Genomic DNA, 19277 nt, shown 5'->3' with positions numbered 1-19277 from the left:
GTTTTAAAAGGAAAATCACATGACAGGCATCATCCGTAATTCGGCGTTGGATACAAATATGCTGGGCATGGTGCCTATGGTGGTAGAGCAAAGTGGGCGTGGTGAACGTTCCTATGACATCTACTCTCGCTTATTGAAAGAGCGTGTGATTTTTCTGGTTGGTCCGGTGAATGATCAGACGGCAAATCTGGTCGTCGCGCAGCTGTTGTTTTTGGAGAGTGAAAATCCAGATAAGGATATTTCTTTCTACATTAATTCTCCGGGCGGCTCCGTTTCTGCCGGGATGGCGATCTACGACACCATGCAGTTCATTAAGCCAGATGTATCGACATTGTGTACTGGTCTGGCTGCATCGATGGGGGCTTTTTTGCTGGCGGCAGGTGCTAAAGGTAAGCGATTCTCTTTACCGAATTCCCGCATTATGATTCATCAACCCTTGGGTGGTGCACAGGGGCAGGCTTCAGATATTGAGATTCAGGCGCGTGAAATTTTGTACTTGCGCGAACGTCTGAATGGCATTCTGGCGGAAAACACAGGCCGCAGCTTAGATCAGATTGCCAAAGACACTGATCGTGATAATTTTATGTCGGCTGATGCGGCTGTCGAATACGGGTTAATTGATAAAGTTTTGACTCATCGCGCTTAAGCTGCTTGAATTAGATAAACGCCCGTTCCCATAAAGGTTCGGGCGTTTTTTATTTATTTTCTAAATTATTCGATTTCTCAGGTACTTCCGGATCTTGTGCATGCAATGACGAAAACTGTTTTTGCAGGTAATATGCTCTTCGTTCCGATTTATATTTATTTTGTTTTTCTCATATTCGTACCATGCCCGATAAAAAATCCTCCAGCGGTGAAAAACTGCTCTACTGCTCATTCTGCGGAAAGAGTCAACATGAGGTTAAGAAGCTGATTGCAGGGCCTTCGGTCTTTATTTGCGATGAGTGCATAGACTTGTGCAATGACATTATTCGCGATGAAGTTTCTGAAATTGACAATATAGCGAGCGCGAAAACTGAGCTGCCAACTCCCCAGGAAATTACCGATTTATTGGACCAGTATGTGATTGGTCAGCCAAACGCGAAGCGTATTCTGGCAGTCGCTGTCTACAATCATTACAAGCGTCTGAAGCATCTGGGTAAAAAGGATGATGTAGAGCTCGCCAAGAGTAATATTTTGCTGGTTGGTCCTACCGGTTCAGGTAAAACGTTGCTGGCGCAGACGCTTGCTCGCATGTTGAATGTACCGTTTGTGATCGCAGACGCGACGACCTTGACCGAGGCGGGTTATGTTGGTGAGGACGTGGAGAATATCATTCAAAAATTGCTGCAGAACTGCAATTATGAAGTCGAACGCGCTCAGAAGGGCATCGTCTATATCGATGAGATTGATAAGATTTCCCGTAAATCTGACAATCCCTCGATCACACGTGATGTGTCTGGTGAAGGCGTGCAGCAAGCTCTGCTGAAGCTGATCGAGGGAACGATGGCATCGGTGCCTCCACAAGGTGGTCGCAAGCATCCAAATCAAGACTTCATTCAGATTGATACCACGAATATCATGTTTATTTGTGGCGGTGCTTTTGATGGTTTGGCAAAGATTATTTCAGACAGATCAGAGCGTAGCAGTATTGGTTTTTCAGCCAGCGTTAAAAGTCAGACGGAAAAGAGCGCAAGTCAGATGATGCAGGATGCGGAGCCGCAAGATTTGATTAAGTTCGGTTTGATTCCTGAGTTGGTTGGTCGTTTGCCTGTTATTGCAACGCTTAACGAACTTGACGAGGCGGCATTGATTCAGATCCTGGTTGAGCCAAAAAATGCGCTGATTAAGCAATATGCAAAACTGCTGGAAATGGAAGGCACTGAGCTTGAAATACGCCCGGCTGCTTTGCAGGCAATTGCAAAAAAAGCGATTGCCCGTAAAACTGGTGCGCGTGGTTTGAGATCGATACTAGAGCATGCATTGTTGGATATTATGTACGATCTGCCTAGCCATCAAAATGTTGAAAAAGTGGTGATTGATGAGGGGACTATCACTAACGGTGCTAAGCCTTTGCTTATTTATCACGAGCAAGCCAAAGTGTCCGGAGCTTGAGTTTTTGCAAAAAAAAGGGGATATATCCCCTTTTTTTTATGGTTATTCACCGCATTTTTTTTAATCGAAGTAGAATGAAGTAGGAAAAAACATGGCTTCAGCCGTAAAGCTACCCGGAGGAGCTCTCTGCGTAGCTTTTTTATTGTTTTTTCTGATAATGGGCTTGTGTTTTAGCCTTGTGCGCCAACATTACCAACTAGTATTTATGAAAGGTGCGCCATGACAACTACTTCAATTACCGAGCAAATTCAACTGCCGCTGCTGCCATTACGTGACGTGGTTGTATTTCCCCATATGGTTATTCCACTGTTTGTGGGGCGCCCAAAGTCCATTAAGGCTTTGGAGGCTGCGATGGAGCAGGGTAAAAGCATTATGCTTGCTGCTCAAAAAGCCGCTGCGAAGGACGAGCCTTCGGCTGACGATATTTATGAAATTGGTTGTATAGCCAATATTTTGCAAATGTTGAAGTTGCCTGATGGCACAGTAAAAGTATTGGTTGAAGGGGCGCAGCGTGCCCGCATTCACCAGATTCATGATTCTGAGTCACACTTCAGTGCTGAAGTGACGCCAGTTGCAGCAGTTGAGGAAGATGATTCCGAAGTTGAAGCGATGCGCCGTGCAATTGTTCAACAGTTTGATCAATACGTAAAACTGAACAAAAAAATCCCGCCTGAAATTCTTGCCTCTCTCTCTGGTATTGACGACGCCGGTCGTCTTGCTGATACCATTGCGGCACACTTACCTCTGAAATTGGAGCAAAAGCAAGTGATCCTGGAAATTTTCAGTGTAGCCAAAAGGCTTGAGCACCTGCTTGGGCAACTTGAAGGTGAGCTCGATATCTTGCAGGTGGAAAAACGTATCCGTGGTCGCGTGAAGCGTCAGATGGAGAAATCGCAGCGTGAGTACTATCTGAACGAACAAGTGAAAGCGATTCAGAAAGAGCTGGGCGAAGGCGAAGAGGGTGCAGATATCGATGAACTTGAGAAAAAAATCATTGCTGCCAAAATGCCGAAAGAAGCTCGCGACAAGGCTCTTAATGAGTTGAAAAAACTCAAAATGATGTCACCGATGTCTGCAGAGGCAACAGTAGTCAGAAATTATATTGATACTATTGTTGGTTTGCCTTGGAAGAAAAAATCCAAAGTAAATAATGATCTGACGAATGCTGAGAAGGTTCTGGAGGATGAGCATTACGGTTTAGATAAGGTTAAAGAGCGCATTCTCGAGTATCTTGCTGTTCAGCAACGTGTGGATAAGTTAAAAGCTCCGATTCTGTGTCTGGTCGGCCCTCCGGGTGTCGGTAAAACGTCTCTCGGTCAGTCGATTGCCCGGGCAACAAATCGCAAGTTCGTTCGCATGGCGCTTGGTGGTGTGCGTGACGAGGCAGAGATTCGTGGACATCGTCGCACTTACATTGGCTCCATGCCTGGCAAAATTTTGCAGAGCCTGGCCAAGGTTGGTGTTCGAAATCCTCTTTTTTTGTTGGATGAAGTCGATAAAATGGGGGCGGATTTCCGTGGCGATCCTTCGTCCGCATTGCTGGAGGTGCTTGATCCTGAACAAAATCATACGTTTTCGGATCACTACATTGAAGTCGATTTTGATTTGTCTGACGTGATGTTTGTCGCGACGTCTAACTCGTACAATATTCCGCCTGCTTTACTTGATAGGATGGAAGTGATTCGTCTTTCTGGTTACACAGAGGATGAAAAAACCAGCATTGCTCAGCGCTATTTGTTGCAAAAGCAAATTAAAAATAACGGCCTGAAAGAAACGGAAATCACTGTCGCAGAAAGTGCGATCAGAGATATTATCCGCTATTACACAAGGGAGGCTGGTGTTCGTTCGCTGGAGCGCGAAATTTCCAAAATATGTCGTAAAGTCGTCAAAATGCTTTTGCTGAAGAAGAGTGAGAAAAAAGCGACGATTACCTCCAAAAATCTGGATAAATATTTGGGTGTACGCCGATACGATTTTGGCGTTGCGGTCAAGGATAATCAAATTGGTCAGGTAGTTGGTCTGGCATGGACGGAAGTTGGTGGCGATCTCTTGACTATCGAGGCTGTTTCTATGCCCGGTAAAGGTGGCGTTATCCGCACTGGAACCTTAGGTGATGTTATGAAGGAGTCGATCGAAGCTGCCCGCACAGTTGTGCGTAGCCGGGCTCAGCGCTTGGGCATTAAGGCTGATGTCTTTGAGAAGAGTGATATTCACATTCACGTACCTGAAGGGGCGACACCTAAAGACGGTCCTTCTGCTGGCATTGCAATGACGACTGCTTTGGTATCTGTGTTCACCGGGATTCCTGTGCGGGCAGATGTTGCGATGACAGGTGAGATCACTTTGCGCGGCGAGGTATTGCCAATTGGTGGTTTGAAAGAGAAGTTGCTGGCAGCGCATCGCGGCGGAATTAAAACTGTTTTAATTCCGGAGGAGAACGCAAAGGATCTGGCTGAAATCCCGGACAATGTAAAAAACAAACTGGAAATTATCCCGGTGCGTTGGATAGACAAGGTATTGGAAATCGCTTTGGAGCGTCAGCCGCAGCCTTTGGTTGATGCGGAAATTCCCGTTGCTGCTGGATCAAATGAGCCTTCCGCTGATCTTGCTGTTGTGAAGCACTAATGTTGTATGGATAAAAAAACGCCCGAATTTTCGGGCGTTTTTTATTTGGATTTTATCTAAGCGTCATTGATAGCAATATATTTTCGTTTGATTTTCTTAGCATCAGATCCAATTTCGCATCAGTCCGACAGCCAGTCCTTCCAGTGAGAAATCTTCTTCGTTTTCATTTACTTTGATAATTGAGTAGTCAGGATTCTCAGGAATTAATTCAACAGAATTTCCGGTTTTTTTATACCGCTTGACAGTCACATCATCGCCAAGCCTGGCAACAATAATTTGCCCATTTCTTGCAGTATCAGTCTTCTTTACTGCTAACAGGTCGCCATCGAGTATGCCTGCGTCACGCATAGACATGCCGCGAACCTTGAGAAGAAAATCCGGCTTGGCAGAAAATAGTGCAGGGTCTACTTGGTAGCTGGTTTCAATGTGTTCTGATGCGAGTATTGGCGATCCGGCCGCAACCCGCCCGATCAGTGGCAGGTTTATCTGTGAAAAAGCAGATTGCGATGACGCCAGTTGTTGACCTGTGATGTGACTTGATAATTCTGACTCCAGCAGGCGTATGCCGCGCGATGTTCCGGGTGCTATTTCAATCACGCCCTTTCTTGCGAGTGCCTGCAGGTGCTCTTCCGCTGCATTGGTCGAGCGAAATCCCAGCTCCGCCGCTATTTCAGCGCGGGTCGGCGGGAAGCCTGTATTTTGAATGGCATCTTTGATTAAATTCAGGATCTGCTCTTGTCGGGCTGTCAGCTTAAGCATTTTGTGTGAACGTAGATCATTACGCTGTATATAAAAACAGTCTGTATTTTTATACAGTGCGTTGCGAAGTGCAAGGAAATTTTGTGGCTATGTGCAATCTAGTGCCATCGGATTGGCTCTGTACTGAATTGATTGAATAAAATGGAAAAGTGCGTTATGATCGTCGGCTTTCCTCTTCCTGCACTCGTCTTGACGCCGAGGCAGGCTATTTTTATTGTCCACAAGGAGAATATATGCGTCATTATGAAATCGTATTTATTGTACATCCCGATCAAAGCGAGCAAGTTCCTGCAATGATCGAACGTTACAAAGCTAGCGTTGTTGCACGTGGTGGTCAGGTTCACCGCGTTGAAGACTGGGGCCGTCGTCAATTGGCTTACATGATTCAAAAATTGGCTAAAGCACATTATGTTTGCATGAACATTGAGTGCGATGCAGAAACATTGCTTGAGCTGGAAACAGCATTCAAATTCAATGATGCCGTTCTGCGTCACCTGACAGTCAAAATGAAAAAAGCTGAAACAGCACCATCTCCAATGATGAAAGCTGTTCAAAAAGAAGACGCGGCTAAAGCACAGCGCGTTGAAGCACCAGCTGCTTAATTCATTTGATTTGAAAAAGGTCGTATAAAAAACAGTGAATCAACTGACAGTAATGGCGCGTATCATAGAGAAATCAGCGATACGTTACACGCCAGCTGGGATACCAATAGCATCAGCAATATTGATGCACAGTTCGCAGCAGGTGGAAGCCGGAACAGGGCGATTGGTCGAATTTGAAATTTCCGCACAAGCTGCAGGTGAGATTTCAGTAAAATTCTCCGAACTACCTTTAGATGTTCAGATTGCATTCACGGGTTTTTTAGCACGCAAAAATCGCAACAGCAAAAGTCTGGTATTTCATATCAATGGAATACGGGCAAATTTACTAGATTAGGAGCCACAAATGGCATTCGGTAAAAAATTTGATAAAAGCAAATTGAAGCAAAAGCGTCAACAACAAAACCCTTTGTTCAAACGCAAAAAATTCTGCCGCTTCACAGCAGCACATGTAGAAAAAGTTGATTACAAAGATATCGACACATTGAAAGATTTCGTGCAAGAAAACGGCAAAATTATGCCTGCACGTCTGACTGGTACAAAAGCACTGTACCAACGTCAAGTTGATACAGCGATCAAGCGCGCACGCTACTTAGCGTTGTTGCCTTACACTGATCTGCACACAGCGTAATTGACGACAGGTATTAGGAGAAAAATATGCAAGTTATTCTGATGGATAAAGTCGTTAATCTCGGCAATCTTGGTGATGTAGTTCGTGTTAAAGATGGTTATGCACGTAACTTTTTGATTCCACAACGCATGGCTCGCCGTGCGACTGCAGCAGCAATCGCTGAATTTGAAGCGAAACGTGCTGAGCTGGAAAAAGCAGCAGCAGCAAAATTGGCTGTAGCTCAGGCTCAAGGCGAGAAACTGGAAGGTTCTACAGTTCAGATTTCACAAAAATCTGGTGTTGACGGTCGTTTGTTCGGCTCAGTAACTAATTTTGACATCGCTGAAGCGTTGGCTAAAGTTGGTTTCACTGTTGAAAAAGCACAAGTTCGCTTGCCGCAAGGTCCGTTGAAAACGGCAGGTGATCACGCTGTTTCCGTTGCACTGCATACTGACGTTGTAGTTAACGTGAATGTATCAGTTGTTGGTGAACACGCATAATTAGCTGTCAGCTAGATATAAAAAAAGCCGGGGTTTCCCCGGCTTTTTTTATGGTAAGCGTAAAATTATATAAACAATTTTGTTTATTGATGTTTATTGTTCACACCGTACTTTGTCGCCTTTAGTCGTTATTTGTAATTTGATTTAGCAGGTATAATGCGCGCCATGAAAGCCGCTACTGATCCACAACTTGATGCGATTCGCGTCCCCCCCCATTCCATTGAGGCAGAGCAATCTGTCCTTGGTGGCCTCTTGCTCGATAACGCCGCTTGGGATCGTATTGCCGACTTTATCGGCGAGGAAGATTTTTATCGTTATGATCACAGAATTATTTTTCAGTGCATTGTAAAACTGATTAATTCTTCAAGGCCAGCAGACGTCATTACTGTTTACGAGGCCTTGAATGGCATGGGAAAGGCCGAAGATGCAGGTGGTTTGACTTACCTGAATGCGCTGGCGCAAAACACGCCTTCGGCTGCAAATATTCGCCGCTACGCTGAAATTGTCCGCGATCGTGGTGTGTTGCGCAAACTGATCACGGTTTCAGATGAAATTGCTGGCAGTGCTTTCAACCCTCAGGGCAAGGAAGTCAAGCAAATGCTGGATGAGGCAGAATCCAAAATTTTTGCGATTGCTGAAGAGGGCGCGCGTGGAGCGCAGGGTTTTCAGGCAATTCAGCCTTTGTTGACGCAGGTTGTAGAACGTATCGATGAGTTATACAACCGTGATAACCAGAACGATATCACCGGTGTTCCAACTGGATTCGTTGATCTGGATAAGATGACTTCTGGTTTGCAGCCAGGCGATCTGATTATCGTTGCTGGTCGTCCATCTATGGGTAAAACAGCGTTTTCACTCAATATCGGCGAAAACGTCGCAATTGACAGTGGCCTGCCGGTGGCGGTGTTTTCAATGGAGATGGGCGGCGCACAGTTAGCGATGCGTATGCTTGGTTCTGTTGGGCGACTGGATCAGAGCCGTTTGCGCGTGGGTAAGTTGAGCGACGAAGATTGGCCTCGGTTGACGCATGCCATTCAAAAAATGAATGACGCGCAGTTATACATAGATGAAACTCCGGCGCTGAGTTCTATCGAATTGCGTGCGCGTTCGCGACGTTTGGCCCGTCAGTGTGGCAAGCTTGGTTTGATTATCGTCGATTACCTGCAGTTGATGTCGGCGAATTCTGCGGGTGAAAACAGGGCAACCGAAATTTCAGAAATTTCACGAAATCTTAAAGGTCTCGCAAAAGAGTTAAATTGCCCGGTCATTGCACTTTCTCAGTTAAATCGTTCGCTGGAGCAGCGCCCGAATAAGCGGCCTGTGATGTCAGATTTGCGCGAGTCGGGAGCGATTGAACAGGATGCCGACGTGATTATGTTTATTTACCGGGATCAGGTTTACAACCCTGACTCTCCTGATAAAGGTACTGCCGAAATTATTATCGGTAAGCAGCGTAACGGTCCAATTGGCAGCGTGCGACTGACTTTCCTTGGTGAATATACCAAGTTTGATAATTACGTCGGTTCGTTGTCGGTGTATGGCGATAATGAGTAATGCAGAATAATTTTTACCCAGTGAGTACATTTCACTAAATGTCTTTCTTCAGTTTGTCAGGTGTAATCAACTTGTGCCCTGACAAAAATATTCCAATTTGTTTCAAATTTCAGTGAGAAAAAAATGTTTGGACGCCTGATGCCTACGGAAGGCAAATTCTTTGAATTATTTAATCAGCATGCAGATCTGTGTGTTAAAGGATCAAAAGAAATGCTTGCCTTGATGACCAATTTTGATGATCTTGAAAGCAGGGTGCATGCGATCGAGAGCATCGAAAAGCAAGCAGATACAGTGACTCACAATACAATAGAGTTGCTGCATAAAACGTTTATTACGCCACTTGATCGCGATGATATTCATAAGCTGATTACGCGTATGGATGACATACTTGATTTGCAGGAAGACGCTGCGCAGACCATTTCGCTCTACGATATCCGTGAAATTACACCTGAAGCAAAGCGACTGGCTGAGTTGTGCCTGGCCTGTGCGGAAAAGGTTAAAGCGGCCGTTGCCTTGTTACATAACATGAATAATTCACGCGAGATTCTGACGATTTGTGAAGAGATTGATCGTCTGGAATCCGATGCTGATCACGTAATGCGTGCTGCGATGTCGAAGCTGTTCCGCGATGAGCCGGATGTTCGCAATCTGATTAAATTGAAAGCAATTTACGAAATTCTGGAAACTGTTACCGATCGTTGTGAAGATGTCGCGAATATTATCGAAGGCATCATCGTCGAAAACGCTTAACAGCAGATATTGACCCGGCCAGTATTCTGAGCTGGGTCTGTCTACTTCACTCTCTCAAATGAATAACCTGGCTCCCGGAGAATCGGGAGCTGTATAAAGCAGAGTAAATTTCATGCAGACTTTACAAATCAGCATTTATGTCGTCGCAGCTTTGGTTGTGCTGGCATTGCTATTTGATTTTATGAACGGCTTTCACGACGCTGCCAATGCGATCGCGACCGTTGTTTCTACCGGAGTATTAAAGCCTCATCAGGCGGTGGCGATGGCTGCGTTCTTCAATGTTCTGGCTGTGACTGTGTTTCCGTTGACGGTGGCGGCTACGATTGGCAAAGGAACGATACAGCCCTGGGCAATTGATCATTATGTTATTTTTGGCGCACTGGTAGGAGCGGTGTTCTGGAATCTGGTGACCTGGTATTTTGGTATTCCGTCCTCTTCATCACATGCGCTGATCGGTGGTTTGGTTGGCGCGGCAGTTGCTAAGTCAGGTACGACCGCATTGGTGTCGGCCGGATTGATTAAAACGATCGCTTTTATCATTGTTTCGCCGTTACTCGGATTCATACTCGGCTCTCTGATGATGTTGCTGGTGTCTTGGCTGTTTGTTCGTTCAACGCCGATGAAAGTCGATAAATGGTTCCGGCGTTTGCAATTGATCTCCGCTTCTATGTATAGCCTTGGGCATGGTGGTAACGACGCACAGAAAACTATGGGCATCATCTGGATGTTGCTGATTGCCGGTGGATATTCAAGCACACATGATGTTATGCCGCCATGGTGGGTCATTTTGTCCTGTTATACCGCGATCGGTCTTGGCACCTTATTTGGTGGCTGGCGTATTGTAAAAACGATGGGGCAGAAAATTACCAAGCTCAAACCAGTTGGCGGTTTTTGCGCAGAGACTGGTGGTGCGATTACCTTATTTATTGCGACAGCGCTGGGTATCCCTGTTTCGACGACGCATACAATTACGGGGGCGATTGTCGGTGTTGGTTCTGCGCAAAAAATGTCCGCCGTGCGCTGGGGTGTTGCCGGCAACATCGTATGGGCGTGGGTGTTAACTATCCCGGCGTCGGCTTTTGTCGCTTCGGTTGCGTGGTGGGTAGGAACGAAAATCTTATAATGGACGTTGGTATTCAACGATATAAAAAAAGCGCCAGTCAATCTGGCGCTTTTTTATTGATGATGGTGAATCTGTGTAGATTTTTTACATCTGTTTAAATAAGTGGACGAAGCTTCTGCTGACTTCCAGTTTTTCTGTCAAACCTTTGACTTGTACCAGGTGGCGGCCGCGCAAGTCTCTGACTACGCCGGAAATTGCTTTTGCATTGACCAGTGTTGAACGGTGGATTTGCCAGAATAAAGCCGGATCCAGTTCTTCCGATAAATCACGGACGGGTTTACGGATCAGGGCTTCATAATTTGCCGTTTGTACCCGGGTGTATTTTTCGTCTGACTGAAAAAAGAGTATTTCTTCAACCGGAATTAAGCGCAACTCTTGTCCGATGGATGCTTGTATCCATTGCAGGTAGTTGGGTTTCGACATGCCCATCTGTTTCGCCAGTTGCGACAACATATTGCTCATGTCTGCCGGCTGATCATGAGCCTTTAAGCGTGATTTCAGGCGCTCTACGGTTTTACTGAGCCGCGCCACATCTGCTGGCTTCAATACGTAGTCTACCGCGCCATGATCAAAGGCCTGAATCGCGTACTGATCGTAGGCGGTAATGAATACGACGTGAGCTTTGTTGCCGATTTCCTTTGCCGCCTCAAGTCCTGTTTTGATTGGCATTCGTATGTCGAGGAAAATCAGATCAGGCTGGTGTTTTTCAACCAGTTGTATTGCTTCTTCTCCATTTTTTGCTTCGTCCAGAATTTGCAGTTCTGGCCACACTTGTTCAAGGCGTGACCTTAACTGCTCGCGCATCAGTCGTTCATCATCTGCAAGGATTGCGGTTGGCATCATGATTATTAATTGGCTAATTCGTAAGGAATTTCTATGGTAACGCAAACGCCGCTGGGTTGATTCGGTGTAATGATCATTTGTCCTTTTTCTTTGTAAATCAGTTTCAGGCGTTCACGTATATTTTGCAGGCCAAGTCCTGTTCCGTTGCTTGGCATTGCACCAAATCCCAGGCCATCATCGGTGACGGAAACGCGCAACTTGTTGTGAGCGACCTCGACTCTGAATTTAATTGTGCCACCTTCGGCTTTACATTCGAGACCATGTTTAATCGCATTTTCTACCAGTGATTGCAGCATCATCGGAGGGAAAGATGCGCTGCGTAAGCCTTCCGGCATAACAAAGTCGACGTTGAGTCTTTCCTCCATCCGCATTTTCAGCAGATCGAGATAAGCTTTGATCATGTCAGCTTCGCGTCCCAGATTCGTCGTGGATGCGTTCTCGCGCATCTGCGGCAAGACAGCACGCAGATAGCTGATCAGACTGCGTTGCATCGCTGCTGCGCGAGGTGGGTCGGTTTCAATCAAGTGCTCGACAGACGCCAGTGTGTTGAACAGAAAATGTGGCTCTACCTGTGCCTGCATCATTTGCATCTTGGCTTCGCTGACCTGACGCAGTAAGGATTCTCTTTCTGCTGCGAGACCGGCTTCTTCCGCTTTTTCTTCAGCTCTGACTTTGCCGCCCATCAGTATTTTCATGCCGAAAAGCCCGAATACCAGAAGCAGAACAAAATTAACAAACCATTTCGATGATGTTTTTTTGTAGCTGCGCACCTCTTCATCGGCCGCATCTGCCACTGCATTATTGATATCTTCACTGATTTCTTTGGCGACTTCGGGCGGAAGTTTTATGTGTATATCTTCTGTCGTCGGGCTTGTTTTCTCAGTTACAGCAGGTGTTGCCGGTGTTGCTGGTACTGCGGGTGTTGCAGGCGTGGCCGCGGTGGCAGGAGCGCCCGGAGCCTCGGGCGTCGGTGATGTGTTAGCGCCCGACGTTAAATCGATATCACTTTTTGTGCGGATGCCATTCTCATCAATTTCGATTTGCTTACCTTTGCCATTCGAATTGGCCTTGCGGATGCGGATCCCGGTGTCGTCGATTTCTATGCTGGTATCGTTGTCAATGACCTGGGCTTTTTTGTTTGCTTTTTTTGATGGAACGTTTTTTGTGACGACAACACTTTCTTCCGACGTAAACAGCATGTCTTGCAGTATTGCTCCTGCGAGCATGGTGATAGCGGCGAACAGTAAAAACTTCCACCAGGATAATTTGGTTACCCATGCCGCAGTCTGATCGAAACGCTTACTCAGCCAGTTACTGAATTCGCTGATCAGGTCTTTAATGGTTTGTGTCGTTGTTGGATTCATGGATGATCTCCCTGTCTGTTGCTCTGTGCCGTTGCGCCCCACATGTATTTCAATGCAGAGGCGTTTTCTTGTTGATGGTCAGACTTTGACAAAAATGACGCCAACACGCCATCGGTATGCGATAGTCCGTCAGAAACGGGGGGCAGAATGAAAAAAAGACGACACGACTGTGTTGTGTGTCGTCTTTCCTGGTGTTTCTATGTGAGTTTGGCGCCAGAATGCTCAGTGCGATGGTCTGTTTTCCAGCCATGCGTGAAGATCGCCGCGCGTCAGCGGCTTTGCGTAAAAATAGCCCTGCGCCAGATTGCAGCCGTAAGACAGTAAGGTATCCGCCTGCATCTGATTTTCCACGCCCTCAGCAATGACAGCCAGACCAAGATTCTGACCGAGCTGAACGATCATTTTTGCGATGCTGCCTTCGCTCGCGTTTTCCTGAATGTCATTGACAAAGGCTCTGTCGATTTTAAGTTTATCGATATCGAGTTTTTGTAAGTGGCTTAATGACGAGAATCCTGTACCGAAATCATCAATTGAAATACTGACGCCAAGTTGCTTAATCTGACGCAGCGTTTTAATCAGCAACTCAGGATCTTTCATCGCCATTGACTCGGTGATTTCAAGTTCGACGAATTGTGGCGGCGCTTTGGTGTCTTCAAGCGCTTTGTTGAGTGTTTGCAGGAACAGAGGGTGAGAGAACTGTACCTGAGAAACGTTGACTGCCATTTGGAATTCGGTATAGCCCAAGCCACGCAGGTACACTAGTTCATGGCAGGCGCTGCGCAGCACCCATTCGCCGATATCGACAATCAGGCCAGAATATTCTGCAATCGGGATAAATTGATCGGGAGGGATAAACTTCCCATCATCCGTTCTCCAGCGTAACAAAGCTTCGGCGCCAAGAATTTTGCCGCTTCGTATATCGATCTGCGGTTGATAAACGACAAATAAGCGTTGATGCTCAAATGCGGCGCGCAAAGCATGCATTAAAAGTACGCGTTCACGAATTTCAACCCCCATACTTCTGGTGAAATATTCGTAACCGCCGCGCTGATGCGTCTTTGCACGTTTCAGTGCGATGTTGGTGTCTTTTAATGCCTCAGAGCCGTCGCCATCGTATTCATCAAGTTTAATCAAGCCGATTGTGGCGGAAAGTTGCACTTCCTGATTATCAACGTCAAACGGCTTGGTAAATAGCGCCAGAATATTTTCAGGGCAAACCAGTTTTTGGTCGCCGACCAGAGCGAACGTGTCACTGCCGACTCTGGCTAACTTACATTCACAACCGAAATGATTGCTCAGACGCTGCGCAACGGAGTACAGCAGCAGATCTCCGAAATGATGGCCCAGCGCATCGTTGGTTTCGGCGAAATGATCAATATCGATCAGCGACAGCGTGCTGTGATTTTTGAGCGGCGAGGCAATAATTTCATTGAGTGTCTGGAGCAATTTTAAGCGATTAGACAGACCTGTCAGCACATCGTAGAAGGCGTAATTGTGCAGGCGCGACGTTAGTACCACATTGTCCAGTCCTACTGAAACATTGCTGCAAAATACTTCCAGGAGTCGCTTATCCATTTCATTCAGACGCAAGCCGTTTTCAAGGTACAGCGTAAAGTCTTTTCTGGCCGGATTATTGAACCGGAGTACGGTCGCATCATTGCCGTATATGCTTTGTCCTTCCGCGAGCGATTTTGTGATGACGTCGATCGCTTTGGTTTGCCTGATCGCCGAAATCGGTTGTTCCAGCAGGTCAGAAAAAGCTTTTGTGGCGGCGACGATGTGCAGATCATTGGCGTGCTCGTCTTTAACGAGCGGGTTTTGCCGGGCGCAGATAAAACCCTCTGCACTGATGCCCAGTAAATGATTGATCTGCGTGAGTACACCCTCGGCAAAATGTGACAATCCATGCAGTGCCATTAATTCAGTGCTGGCATTGATAACATTCTCAAGTCCGTGCCGGCTGGCGTTGATGTCGCAGATCTGCTCGTACGAGCGGATGGCCGATGTCACTGCTGTATAAAGCTTGGTGCGGGTCAGTTCAGACTTGGTTTTGTAATCGTTGATATCGTAATCCCGGATCGCATCGATCTCAGGAGCATAGCCAGGTTGCCCGGTTCTCAGAATAATACGGACATCGCTCAGTTTCAGTGATTTGCGGATGTAATTAACGAGTTGCAAGCCTGCATCTTCCTGCTCCATCACGACGTCGAGCAAAATGATGGCGATATCGGATTCTGTCTCCAGTATGGCCCGCGCTTCCGAGGCTGAATAGGCATGGAGAAAACTCAACGGTCTGTGCTGTATTTCTAGGCTGCCAAGCGCGAACGTTGTTGCTGAATGGACGTCAGGATCATCGTCGATGATCATGATCCTCCAGCTGGAGCGCGCTTTAGGTTCTGCCGGGGATGGCTCCTGATCGTGTTCATCAAGGAAAATCAGGTTATCTTCGGCAGGGTGAGTCGGTGAAATCATCGGAAATGCGGCTCCATGCGTTGCATATCTTTATACTCAGATTGCGTGATTTTGTCTTCTGCTCGAACTATGACATTAAAAATCACCTAAGCCAAGCCTCCGGCCTTTTCTTTATCAATAAAAAAGCATTATTGGTGTGGAAAACATCAAATGCCTGCTTTTCAGTGCAAAGCAAGCGCGGATGTGGTGCGTACACGGGCGGCAAGCCCGCATTAAGCTGTTAGAATGATTTAAATTCTGTTTTTAACTTCTCTCGCAAAATATTATGTCTGGCAACACTTTTGGAACGCTGTTTACTGTCACTACATTTGGTGAATCTCATGGTCCTGCGATCGGTTGTGTGATTGACGGATGCCCGCCTGGTATGGATTTGTCTGAGGCCGATATTCAGCCTGAACTGGATCGTCGCAAACCCGGAACATCCCGCCACGTTACTCAGCGCCAGGAGCCTGACACGGTAGAGATACTGTCCGGCGTTTATCAGGGGAAAACAACCGGAACACCGATCGCATTGCTGATTCGTAATCAGGATCAGCGCAGCAAAGATTATGGCAATATCACTGAAACCTTCCGTCCCGGGCATGCCGATTTCACCTACTGGAGCAAATATGGTATTCGTGATCCGCGTGGCGGTGGCCGTTCGTCGGCACGTCTGACGGCGCCGGTGGTTGGTGCCGCGGCGATTGCAAAAAAGTGGCTGAAGCAAAAATTCGGTACGGAATTTAAAGGCGGCATGAGCCAGCTAGGCGAGATTGCGATCCCTTTTCAGGCCTGGGAACACGCGGCAGAAAATCCTTTTTTCGCGCCGACTGCCGACGCCGCATTGATTACGCAATTGGAAAACTACATGGACGACCTGCGTAAAGATGGCGACTCCATCGGAGCGAAAATCGATGTGGTGGCGACCAACGTGCCGGTGGGACTGGGTGAGCCTATTTACGACAAGCTCGATGCCGATATTGCGTTTGCCATGATGGGGATTAATGCGGTGAAAGGGGTGGAAATCGGCGCTGGTTTTCAATCGGTTGCACAGCGTGGTTCTGTGCATGGCGATGAAATCACACCGCAAGGTTTTGTCGGTAACAATGCTGGCGGAATTCTGGGCGGCATCTCTACCGGGCAAGATATTACGGTGTCGATAGCGATTAAGCCGACCTCATCAATTCGTACCCCGCGCCAGTCGATTGATAAAGACGGCAAACCTGTGATGGTGGAAACTTTCGGGCGGCATGACCCCTGTGTCGGTATCCGCGCGACGCCAATTGCCGAAGCGATGCTGGCCTTGGTGCTGATGGATCATGCGCTGCGTCACCGGGCGCAATGTGGTGATGTGGTCAGTCCGGACTTTTTTGCACGTTAAATCAAGCAGGCATTCTCACAGCCTGCCTTAAAGTCACCGCAAATTTAGTATTTTGGGGAGTATCCGGTCTTTTTGCCTTTATCTCCGCGTAAAGACTGGGTCTCTGGATATACTGGGGGGAGTATATTTGGGCTTCCTACGGGTGCTGTCACCCTCGTTTCTACTCCCTTGCCGTTTTATTCGTGACGGAATAAATATTGGTTATTCTGTGAAAATTCCTTTTCATGCAGATGAAAATTCGGGAATTTTTTTAAATTTCAGACTTTTCTACTGATTTGGAATTCCATTTTTGGCTTTCAGCGTGGTTTTGCATAGCACAATTGTGGCATAATCAAATGCAAAAAACAGACCCAATGCGGTTTCGCGGTTCAAATTCATCACGACTTCTTCAGGCTTCAGATTATGCTCAAAACGCTTTACGACAAATTGTGGGAATCTCATGTAGTTCACTCCGAAGACGACGGCACAGCCATTCTGTATATCGACCGTCATTTGCTACACGAAGTCACGAGCCCGCAGGCGTTTGAAGGCTTAAAGATCGCCGGTCGCCAGCCTTGGCGTAATGCAGCAAATCTGGTGGTCGCCGATCACAATGTGCCGACCACGAATCGCATCAATGGCATTGATGACCCGACGTCCCGTTTGCAAGTCGAAACGCTGGATAAAAATGCGAAACAATATGGTCTGACGTATTTCAGTATGGCGGATAAGCGTCAGGGCATCGTCCACGTTATCGGCCCTGAACAAGGCGCCACTTTGCCTGGTATGACGGTCGTTTGTGGTGATTCTCACACCTCGACGCACGGCGCATTTGCCTGTCTGGCGCACGGTATCGGCACTTCCGAAGTCGAGCACGTACTCGCAACACAAACCCTGATTGCAAAAAAATCCAAAGCCATGCTAGTGCAAGTGGATGGTGCATTGCCTGCCGGCGTGACTGCAAAAGATGTGGTGCTGGCGATTATCGGCAAAATAGGCACCGCTGGTGGTACTGGTTACGCAATTGAATTTGCTGGCTCGACGATACGCAGCTTATCGATGGAAGGTCGGATGACTGTTTGCAATATGGCGATTGAGGCAGGTGCGCGCGCCGGTATGGTGGCGGTCGATCAGACCACGATTGATTATGTGAAAGGTCGTCCATTCTCACCGGTTGGTCCGCACTGGGATCGTGCCGTTGAATACTGGAAAACCTTACATTCAGATGCGGGCGCAAAGTTTGATCTGGTGGTGACCTTGAATGCGGCAGAAATCAAGCCGCAGGTAACCTGGGGTACTTCGCCGGAAATGGTGGTTGCGATTGATAGCCGCGTTCCCGATCCGGATCAGGAAAGAGATGCGGTCAAGCGCGATGCGATTGAAAAAGCGCTGGCTTATATGGAATTGAAACCAAATACGGCCATTGCTGACATTCGCATCGACAAGGTTTTTATCGGTTCGTGTACGAATTCGCGGATTGAGGATTTGCGTGCCGCCGCTGCCGTAGTGCGTGGCAAATTCCGCGCCTCAAACGTGAAGTTGGCCTTGGTTGTACCGGGCTCTGGTCTGGTCAAAGAGCAGGCGGAGCGCGAAGGTCTGGATAAAATTTTCCGTGATGCCGGTTTTGAATGGCGTGAGCCAGGTTGCTCTATGTGCCTGGCGATGAATGCAGACCGCCTGGAACCGGGCGAACGCTGTGCATCTACATCCAATCGTAATTTTGAGGGGCGTCAGGGGCAGGGTGGGCGCACTCATCTTGTGTCTCCGGCGATGGCTGCTGCTGCAGGAATTGAAGGTCATTTTGTTGACGTACGTCGCTTGTCATAAACATTTGCAAAAGGAATCATCATGAAAAAAATCTTCTTTATTTTGTCTTGTGTGGCTTGTGTATTGACTTTGTCCGCTTGCAATACCGTGCAGGGTATCGGTAAAGATGTCAAAAAAGCCGGTGAGGTTGTTGAAGGCGCAGGGAAAAAATAAGCCGTTATATGGATAAATTTACTTTACTGGATGGCGTCGTAGCGCCTATGGATCGGGCGAATGTAGATACCGATGCCATCATTCCTAAGCAGTTTCTGAAGTCGATACAGCGTACGGGCTTTGGTCCGAACCTGTTTGATGAGTGGCGTTATCTGGATCATGGCGAGCCTGGTATGGATAATAGTGCTCGCCCGCTGAATCCGGATTTCGTGTTGAATCAGGCGCGCTATCAAGGCGCTTCGATCCTGCTGGCACGCAAAAATTTTGGCTGCGGCTCTTCACGGGAGCATGCGCCGTGGGCGTTGGAACAATATGGTTTTCGCGCAATTATCGCGCCGAGTTTTGCCGATATTTTCTTCAATAACTGCTACAAAAATGGGCTGCTGCCTATTGTTCTGAGTGAGACGCAGGTCGATCATTTATTTAACGAGGTTAAAGCTTTTCCGGGTTTCCGTCTGGTGATTGATCTTGAAAAGCAAATTGTCACGACATCGAACGGCAGCGTCAGTTATCCGTTTGAAATTGATGCCTTCCGCAAATATTGTCTGATCAATGGCTTGGATGATATTGGTCTGACATTGCGTCAGGCAGACAAAATTCGTGCGTTTGAAGAACGTCACATCGCCGCGCAGCCGTGGTTGGCGAATACGATTTAATAAAGAACA

At 47.3% G+C, this 19277-nt stretch carries 18 protein-coding genes; 14 read left to right on the top strand and 4 right to left on the bottom strand.

Annotated elements, in window-relative coordinates; all coding sequences use genetic code 11:
- The first annotated feature begins 19 nt into the window (after positions 1 to 19).
- From clpP to lon, 3 genes are all read left to right on the top strand, one after another.
- Positions 20 to 646: an ATP-dependent Clp endopeptidase proteolytic subunit ClpP gene (gene clpP, locus H8K26_RS08100; protein WP_304941546.1), complete on the top strand. Its 627-nt coding sequence runs from the start codon at positions 20 to 22 to the stop codon at positions 644 to 646.
- Positions 647 to 828: 182 nt separating this feature from the next.
- Complete coding sequence (gene clpX / locus H8K26_RS08095; RefSeq protein ID WP_186898495.1) at positions 829 to 2094, top strand: ATP-dependent Clp protease ATP-binding subunit ClpX; 1266 nt, start codon at positions 829 to 831, stop codon at positions 2092 to 2094.
- 219 nt (positions 2095 to 2313) lie between these two features.
- Positions 2314 to 4719, top strand: coding sequence for an endopeptidase La (gene lon / locus H8K26_RS08090; RefSeq protein ID WP_190478641.1), 2406 nt, complete (start codon positions 2314 to 2316; stop codon positions 4717 to 4719).
- Positions 4720 to 4821: 102 nt separating this feature from the next.
- Here lon and lexA read toward each other — a convergent pair whose 3' ends face one another.
- The gene (gene lexA / locus H8K26_RS08085) at positions 4822 to 5478 is read right to left on the bottom strand and encodes a transcriptional repressor LexA (protein WP_190478640.1); all 657 of its coding nucleotides are present in this window, start codon (positions 5476 to 5478) and stop codon (positions 4822 to 4824) included.
- A gap of 233 nt (positions 5479 to 5711) precedes the next feature.
- Between lexA and rpsF the strand changes: the two genes are divergently transcribed.
- From rpsF to H8K26_RS08050, 7 genes are all read left to right on the top strand, one after another.
- Positions 5712 to 6080 carry a 30S ribosomal protein S6 gene (gene rpsF / locus H8K26_RS08080; RefSeq protein WP_186883681.1) on the top strand — a complete coding sequence of 123 codons (369 nt, stop codon included), beginning with the start codon at positions 5712 to 5714 and terminating at the stop codon, positions 6078 to 6080.
- Between the two features lie 34 nt (positions 6081 to 6114).
- Positions 6115 to 6414 carry a primosomal replication protein N gene (gene priB / locus H8K26_RS08075; protein WP_190478637.1) on the top strand — a complete coding sequence of 100 codons (300 nt, stop codon included), beginning with the start codon at positions 6115 to 6117 and terminating at the stop codon, positions 6412 to 6414.
- A gap of 9 nt (positions 6415 to 6423) precedes the next feature.
- On the top strand, positions 6424 to 6708 hold the full coding sequence (gene rpsR / locus H8K26_RS08070; RefSeq protein WP_110252960.1) for a 30S ribosomal protein S18: 285 nt from the start codon (positions 6424 to 6426) through the stop codon (positions 6706 to 6708).
- Positions 6709 to 6734: 26 nt separating this feature from the next.
- Positions 6735 to 7187: a 50S ribosomal protein L9 gene (gene rplI / locus H8K26_RS08065; protein WP_186883679.1), complete on the top strand. Its 453-nt coding sequence runs from the start codon at positions 6735 to 6737 to the stop codon at positions 7185 to 7187.
- 165 nt (positions 7188 to 7352) lie between these two features.
- Positions 7353 to 8741 (top strand): replicative DNA helicase, encoded by a 1389-nt coding sequence (locus H8K26_RS08060; RefSeq protein WP_370589963.1) that lies wholly within the window; start codon positions 7353 to 7355, stop codon positions 8739 to 8741.
- A gap of 123 nt (positions 8742 to 8864) precedes the next feature.
- Entirely contained in the window at positions 8865 to 9491 is a 627-nt protein-coding gene (locus H8K26_RS08055; protein WP_186883677.1) for a DUF47 domain-containing protein, read from the top strand.
- Between the two features lie 112 nt (positions 9492 to 9603).
- Positions 9604 to 10614 (top strand): inorganic phosphate transporter, encoded by a 1011-nt coding sequence (locus tag H8K26_RS08050; RefSeq protein ID WP_186898498.1) that lies wholly within the window; start codon positions 9604 to 9606, stop codon positions 10612 to 10614.
- Positions 10615 to 10698: 84 nt separating this feature from the next.
- On the opposite strand, the gene H8K26_RS08045 is transcribed toward H8K26_RS08050, so the two are convergent.
- The 3 genes from H8K26_RS08045 to H8K26_RS08035 all read right to left on the bottom strand — a co-directional run bounded on the left by H8K26_RS08045 (position 10699) and on the right by H8K26_RS08035 (position 15293).
- Positions 10699 to 11454 (bottom strand): LytR/AlgR family response regulator transcription factor, encoded by a 756-nt coding sequence (locus tag H8K26_RS08045; RefSeq protein ID WP_190478849.1) that lies wholly within the window; start codon positions 11452 to 11454, stop codon positions 10699 to 10701.
- 8 nt (positions 11455 to 11462) lie between these two features.
- On the bottom strand, positions 11463 to 12821 hold the full coding sequence (locus tag H8K26_RS08040) for a sensor histidine kinase (protein ID WP_186883675.1): 1359 nt from the start codon (positions 12819 to 12821) through the stop codon (positions 11463 to 11465).
- Positions 12822 to 13043: 222 nt separating this feature from the next.
- The gene (locus H8K26_RS08035) at positions 13044 to 15293 is read right to left on the bottom strand and encodes a bifunctional diguanylate cyclase/phosphodiesterase (RefSeq protein WP_223826890.1); all 2250 of its coding nucleotides are present in this window, start codon (positions 15291 to 15293) and stop codon (positions 13044 to 13046) included.
- A 265-nt stretch (positions 15294 to 15558) separates the two neighbouring features.
- Here H8K26_RS08035 and aroC point away from each other — a divergent pair, with 265 nt between their 5' ends.
- From aroC to leuD, 4 genes are all read left to right on the top strand, one after another.
- Positions 15559 to 16653 (top strand): chorismate synthase, encoded by a 1095-nt coding sequence (aroC, locus tag H8K26_RS08030; RefSeq protein WP_186883674.1) that lies wholly within the window; start codon positions 15559 to 15561, stop codon positions 16651 to 16653.
- Positions 16654 to 17055: 402 nt separating this feature from the next.
- Entirely contained in the window at positions 17056 to 18459 is a 1404-nt protein-coding gene (gene leuC, locus H8K26_RS08025) for a 3-isopropylmalate dehydratase large subunit (RefSeq protein ID WP_186883673.1), read from the top strand.
- A 21-nt stretch (positions 18460 to 18480) separates the two neighbouring features.
- On the top strand, positions 18481 to 18612 hold the full coding sequence (locus H8K26_RS08020; protein ID WP_186883672.1) for an entericidin A/B family lipoprotein: 132 nt from the start codon (positions 18481 to 18483) through the stop codon (positions 18610 to 18612).
- An 8-nt stretch (positions 18613 to 18620) separates the two neighbouring features.
- Positions 18621 to 19268 carry a 3-isopropylmalate dehydratase small subunit gene (gene leuD, locus H8K26_RS08015; RefSeq protein WP_190478634.1) on the top strand — a complete coding sequence of 216 codons (648 nt, stop codon included), beginning with the start codon at positions 18621 to 18623 and terminating at the stop codon, positions 19266 to 19268.
- Positions 19269 to 19277 lie beyond the last annotated feature (9 nt).

It is taken from the genome of Cognatundibacterium aquatile (assembly GCF_014699135.1).
GTDB classification, from domain to species: Bacteria; Pseudomonadota; Gammaproteobacteria; order Burkholderiales; family Burkholderiaceae_D; genus Undibacterium; species Undibacterium aquatile.
Note: the sequence above shows the minus strand (reverse complement) of the source record. Positions and strands in the feature narration are given on the sequence as shown.

Excerpts from the sequence above, each read along its gene's own strand:
- clpP (WP_304941546.1), top strand. The coding sequence starts at position 20 with ATGACAGGCATCATCCGTAATTCGGCGTTGGATACAAATATGCTGGGC.
- clpX (WP_186898495.1), top strand. The coding sequence starts at position 829 with ATGCCCGATAAAAAATCCTCCAGCGGTGAAAAACTGCTCTACTGCTCA.
- lon (WP_190478641.1), top strand. The coding sequence starts at position 2,314 with ATGACAACTACTTCAATTACCGAGCAAATTCAACTGCCGCTGCTGCCA.
- lexA (WP_190478640.1), bottom strand. The coding sequence starts at position 5,478 with ATGCTTAAGCTGACAGCCCGACAAGAGCAGATCCTGAATTTAATCAAA.
- rpsF (WP_186883681.1), top strand. The coding sequence starts at position 5,712 with ATGCGTCATTATGAAATCGTATTTATTGTACATCCCGATCAAAGCGAG.
- rpsR (WP_110252960.1), top strand. The coding sequence starts at position 6,424 with ATGGCATTCGGTAAAAAATTTGATAAAAGCAAATTGAAGCAAAAGCGT.
- rplI (WP_186883679.1), top strand. The coding sequence starts at position 6,735 with ATGCAAGTTATTCTGATGGATAAAGTCGTTAATCTCGGCAATCTTGGT.
- H8K26_RS08060 (WP_370589963.1), top strand. The coding sequence starts at position 7,353 with ATGAAAGCCGCTACTGATCCACAACTTGATGCGATTCGCGTCCCCCCC.
- H8K26_RS08055 (WP_186883677.1), top strand. The coding sequence starts at position 8,865 with ATGTTTGGACGCCTGATGCCTACGGAAGGCAAATTCTTTGAATTATTT.
- H8K26_RS08050 (WP_186898498.1), top strand. The coding sequence starts at position 9,604 with ATGCAGACTTTACAAATCAGCATTTATGTCGTCGCAGCTTTGGTTGTG.
- H8K26_RS08045 (WP_190478849.1), bottom strand. The coding sequence starts at position 11,454 with ATGCCAACCGCAATCCTTGCAGATGATGAACGACTGATGCGCGAGCAG.
- H8K26_RS08040 (WP_186883675.1), bottom strand. The coding sequence starts at position 12,821 with ATGAATCCAACAACGACACAAACCATTAAAGACCTGATCAGCGAATTC.
- H8K26_RS08035 (WP_223826890.1), bottom strand. The coding sequence starts at position 15,293 with ATGATTTCACCGACTCACCCTGCCGAAGATAACCTGATTTTCCTTGAT.
- aroC (WP_186883674.1), top strand. The coding sequence starts at position 15,559 with ATGTCTGGCAACACTTTTGGAACGCTGTTTACTGTCACTACATTTGGT.
- leuC (WP_186883673.1), top strand. The coding sequence starts at position 17,056 with ATGCTCAAAACGCTTTACGACAAATTGTGGGAATCTCATGTAGTTCAC.
- H8K26_RS08020 (WP_186883672.1), top strand. The coding sequence starts at position 18,481 with ATGAAAAAAATCTTCTTTATTTTGTCTTGTGTGGCTTGTGTATTGACT.
- leuD (WP_190478634.1), top strand. The coding sequence starts at position 18,621 with ATGGATAAATTTACTTTACTGGATGGCGTCGTAGCGCCTATGGATCGG.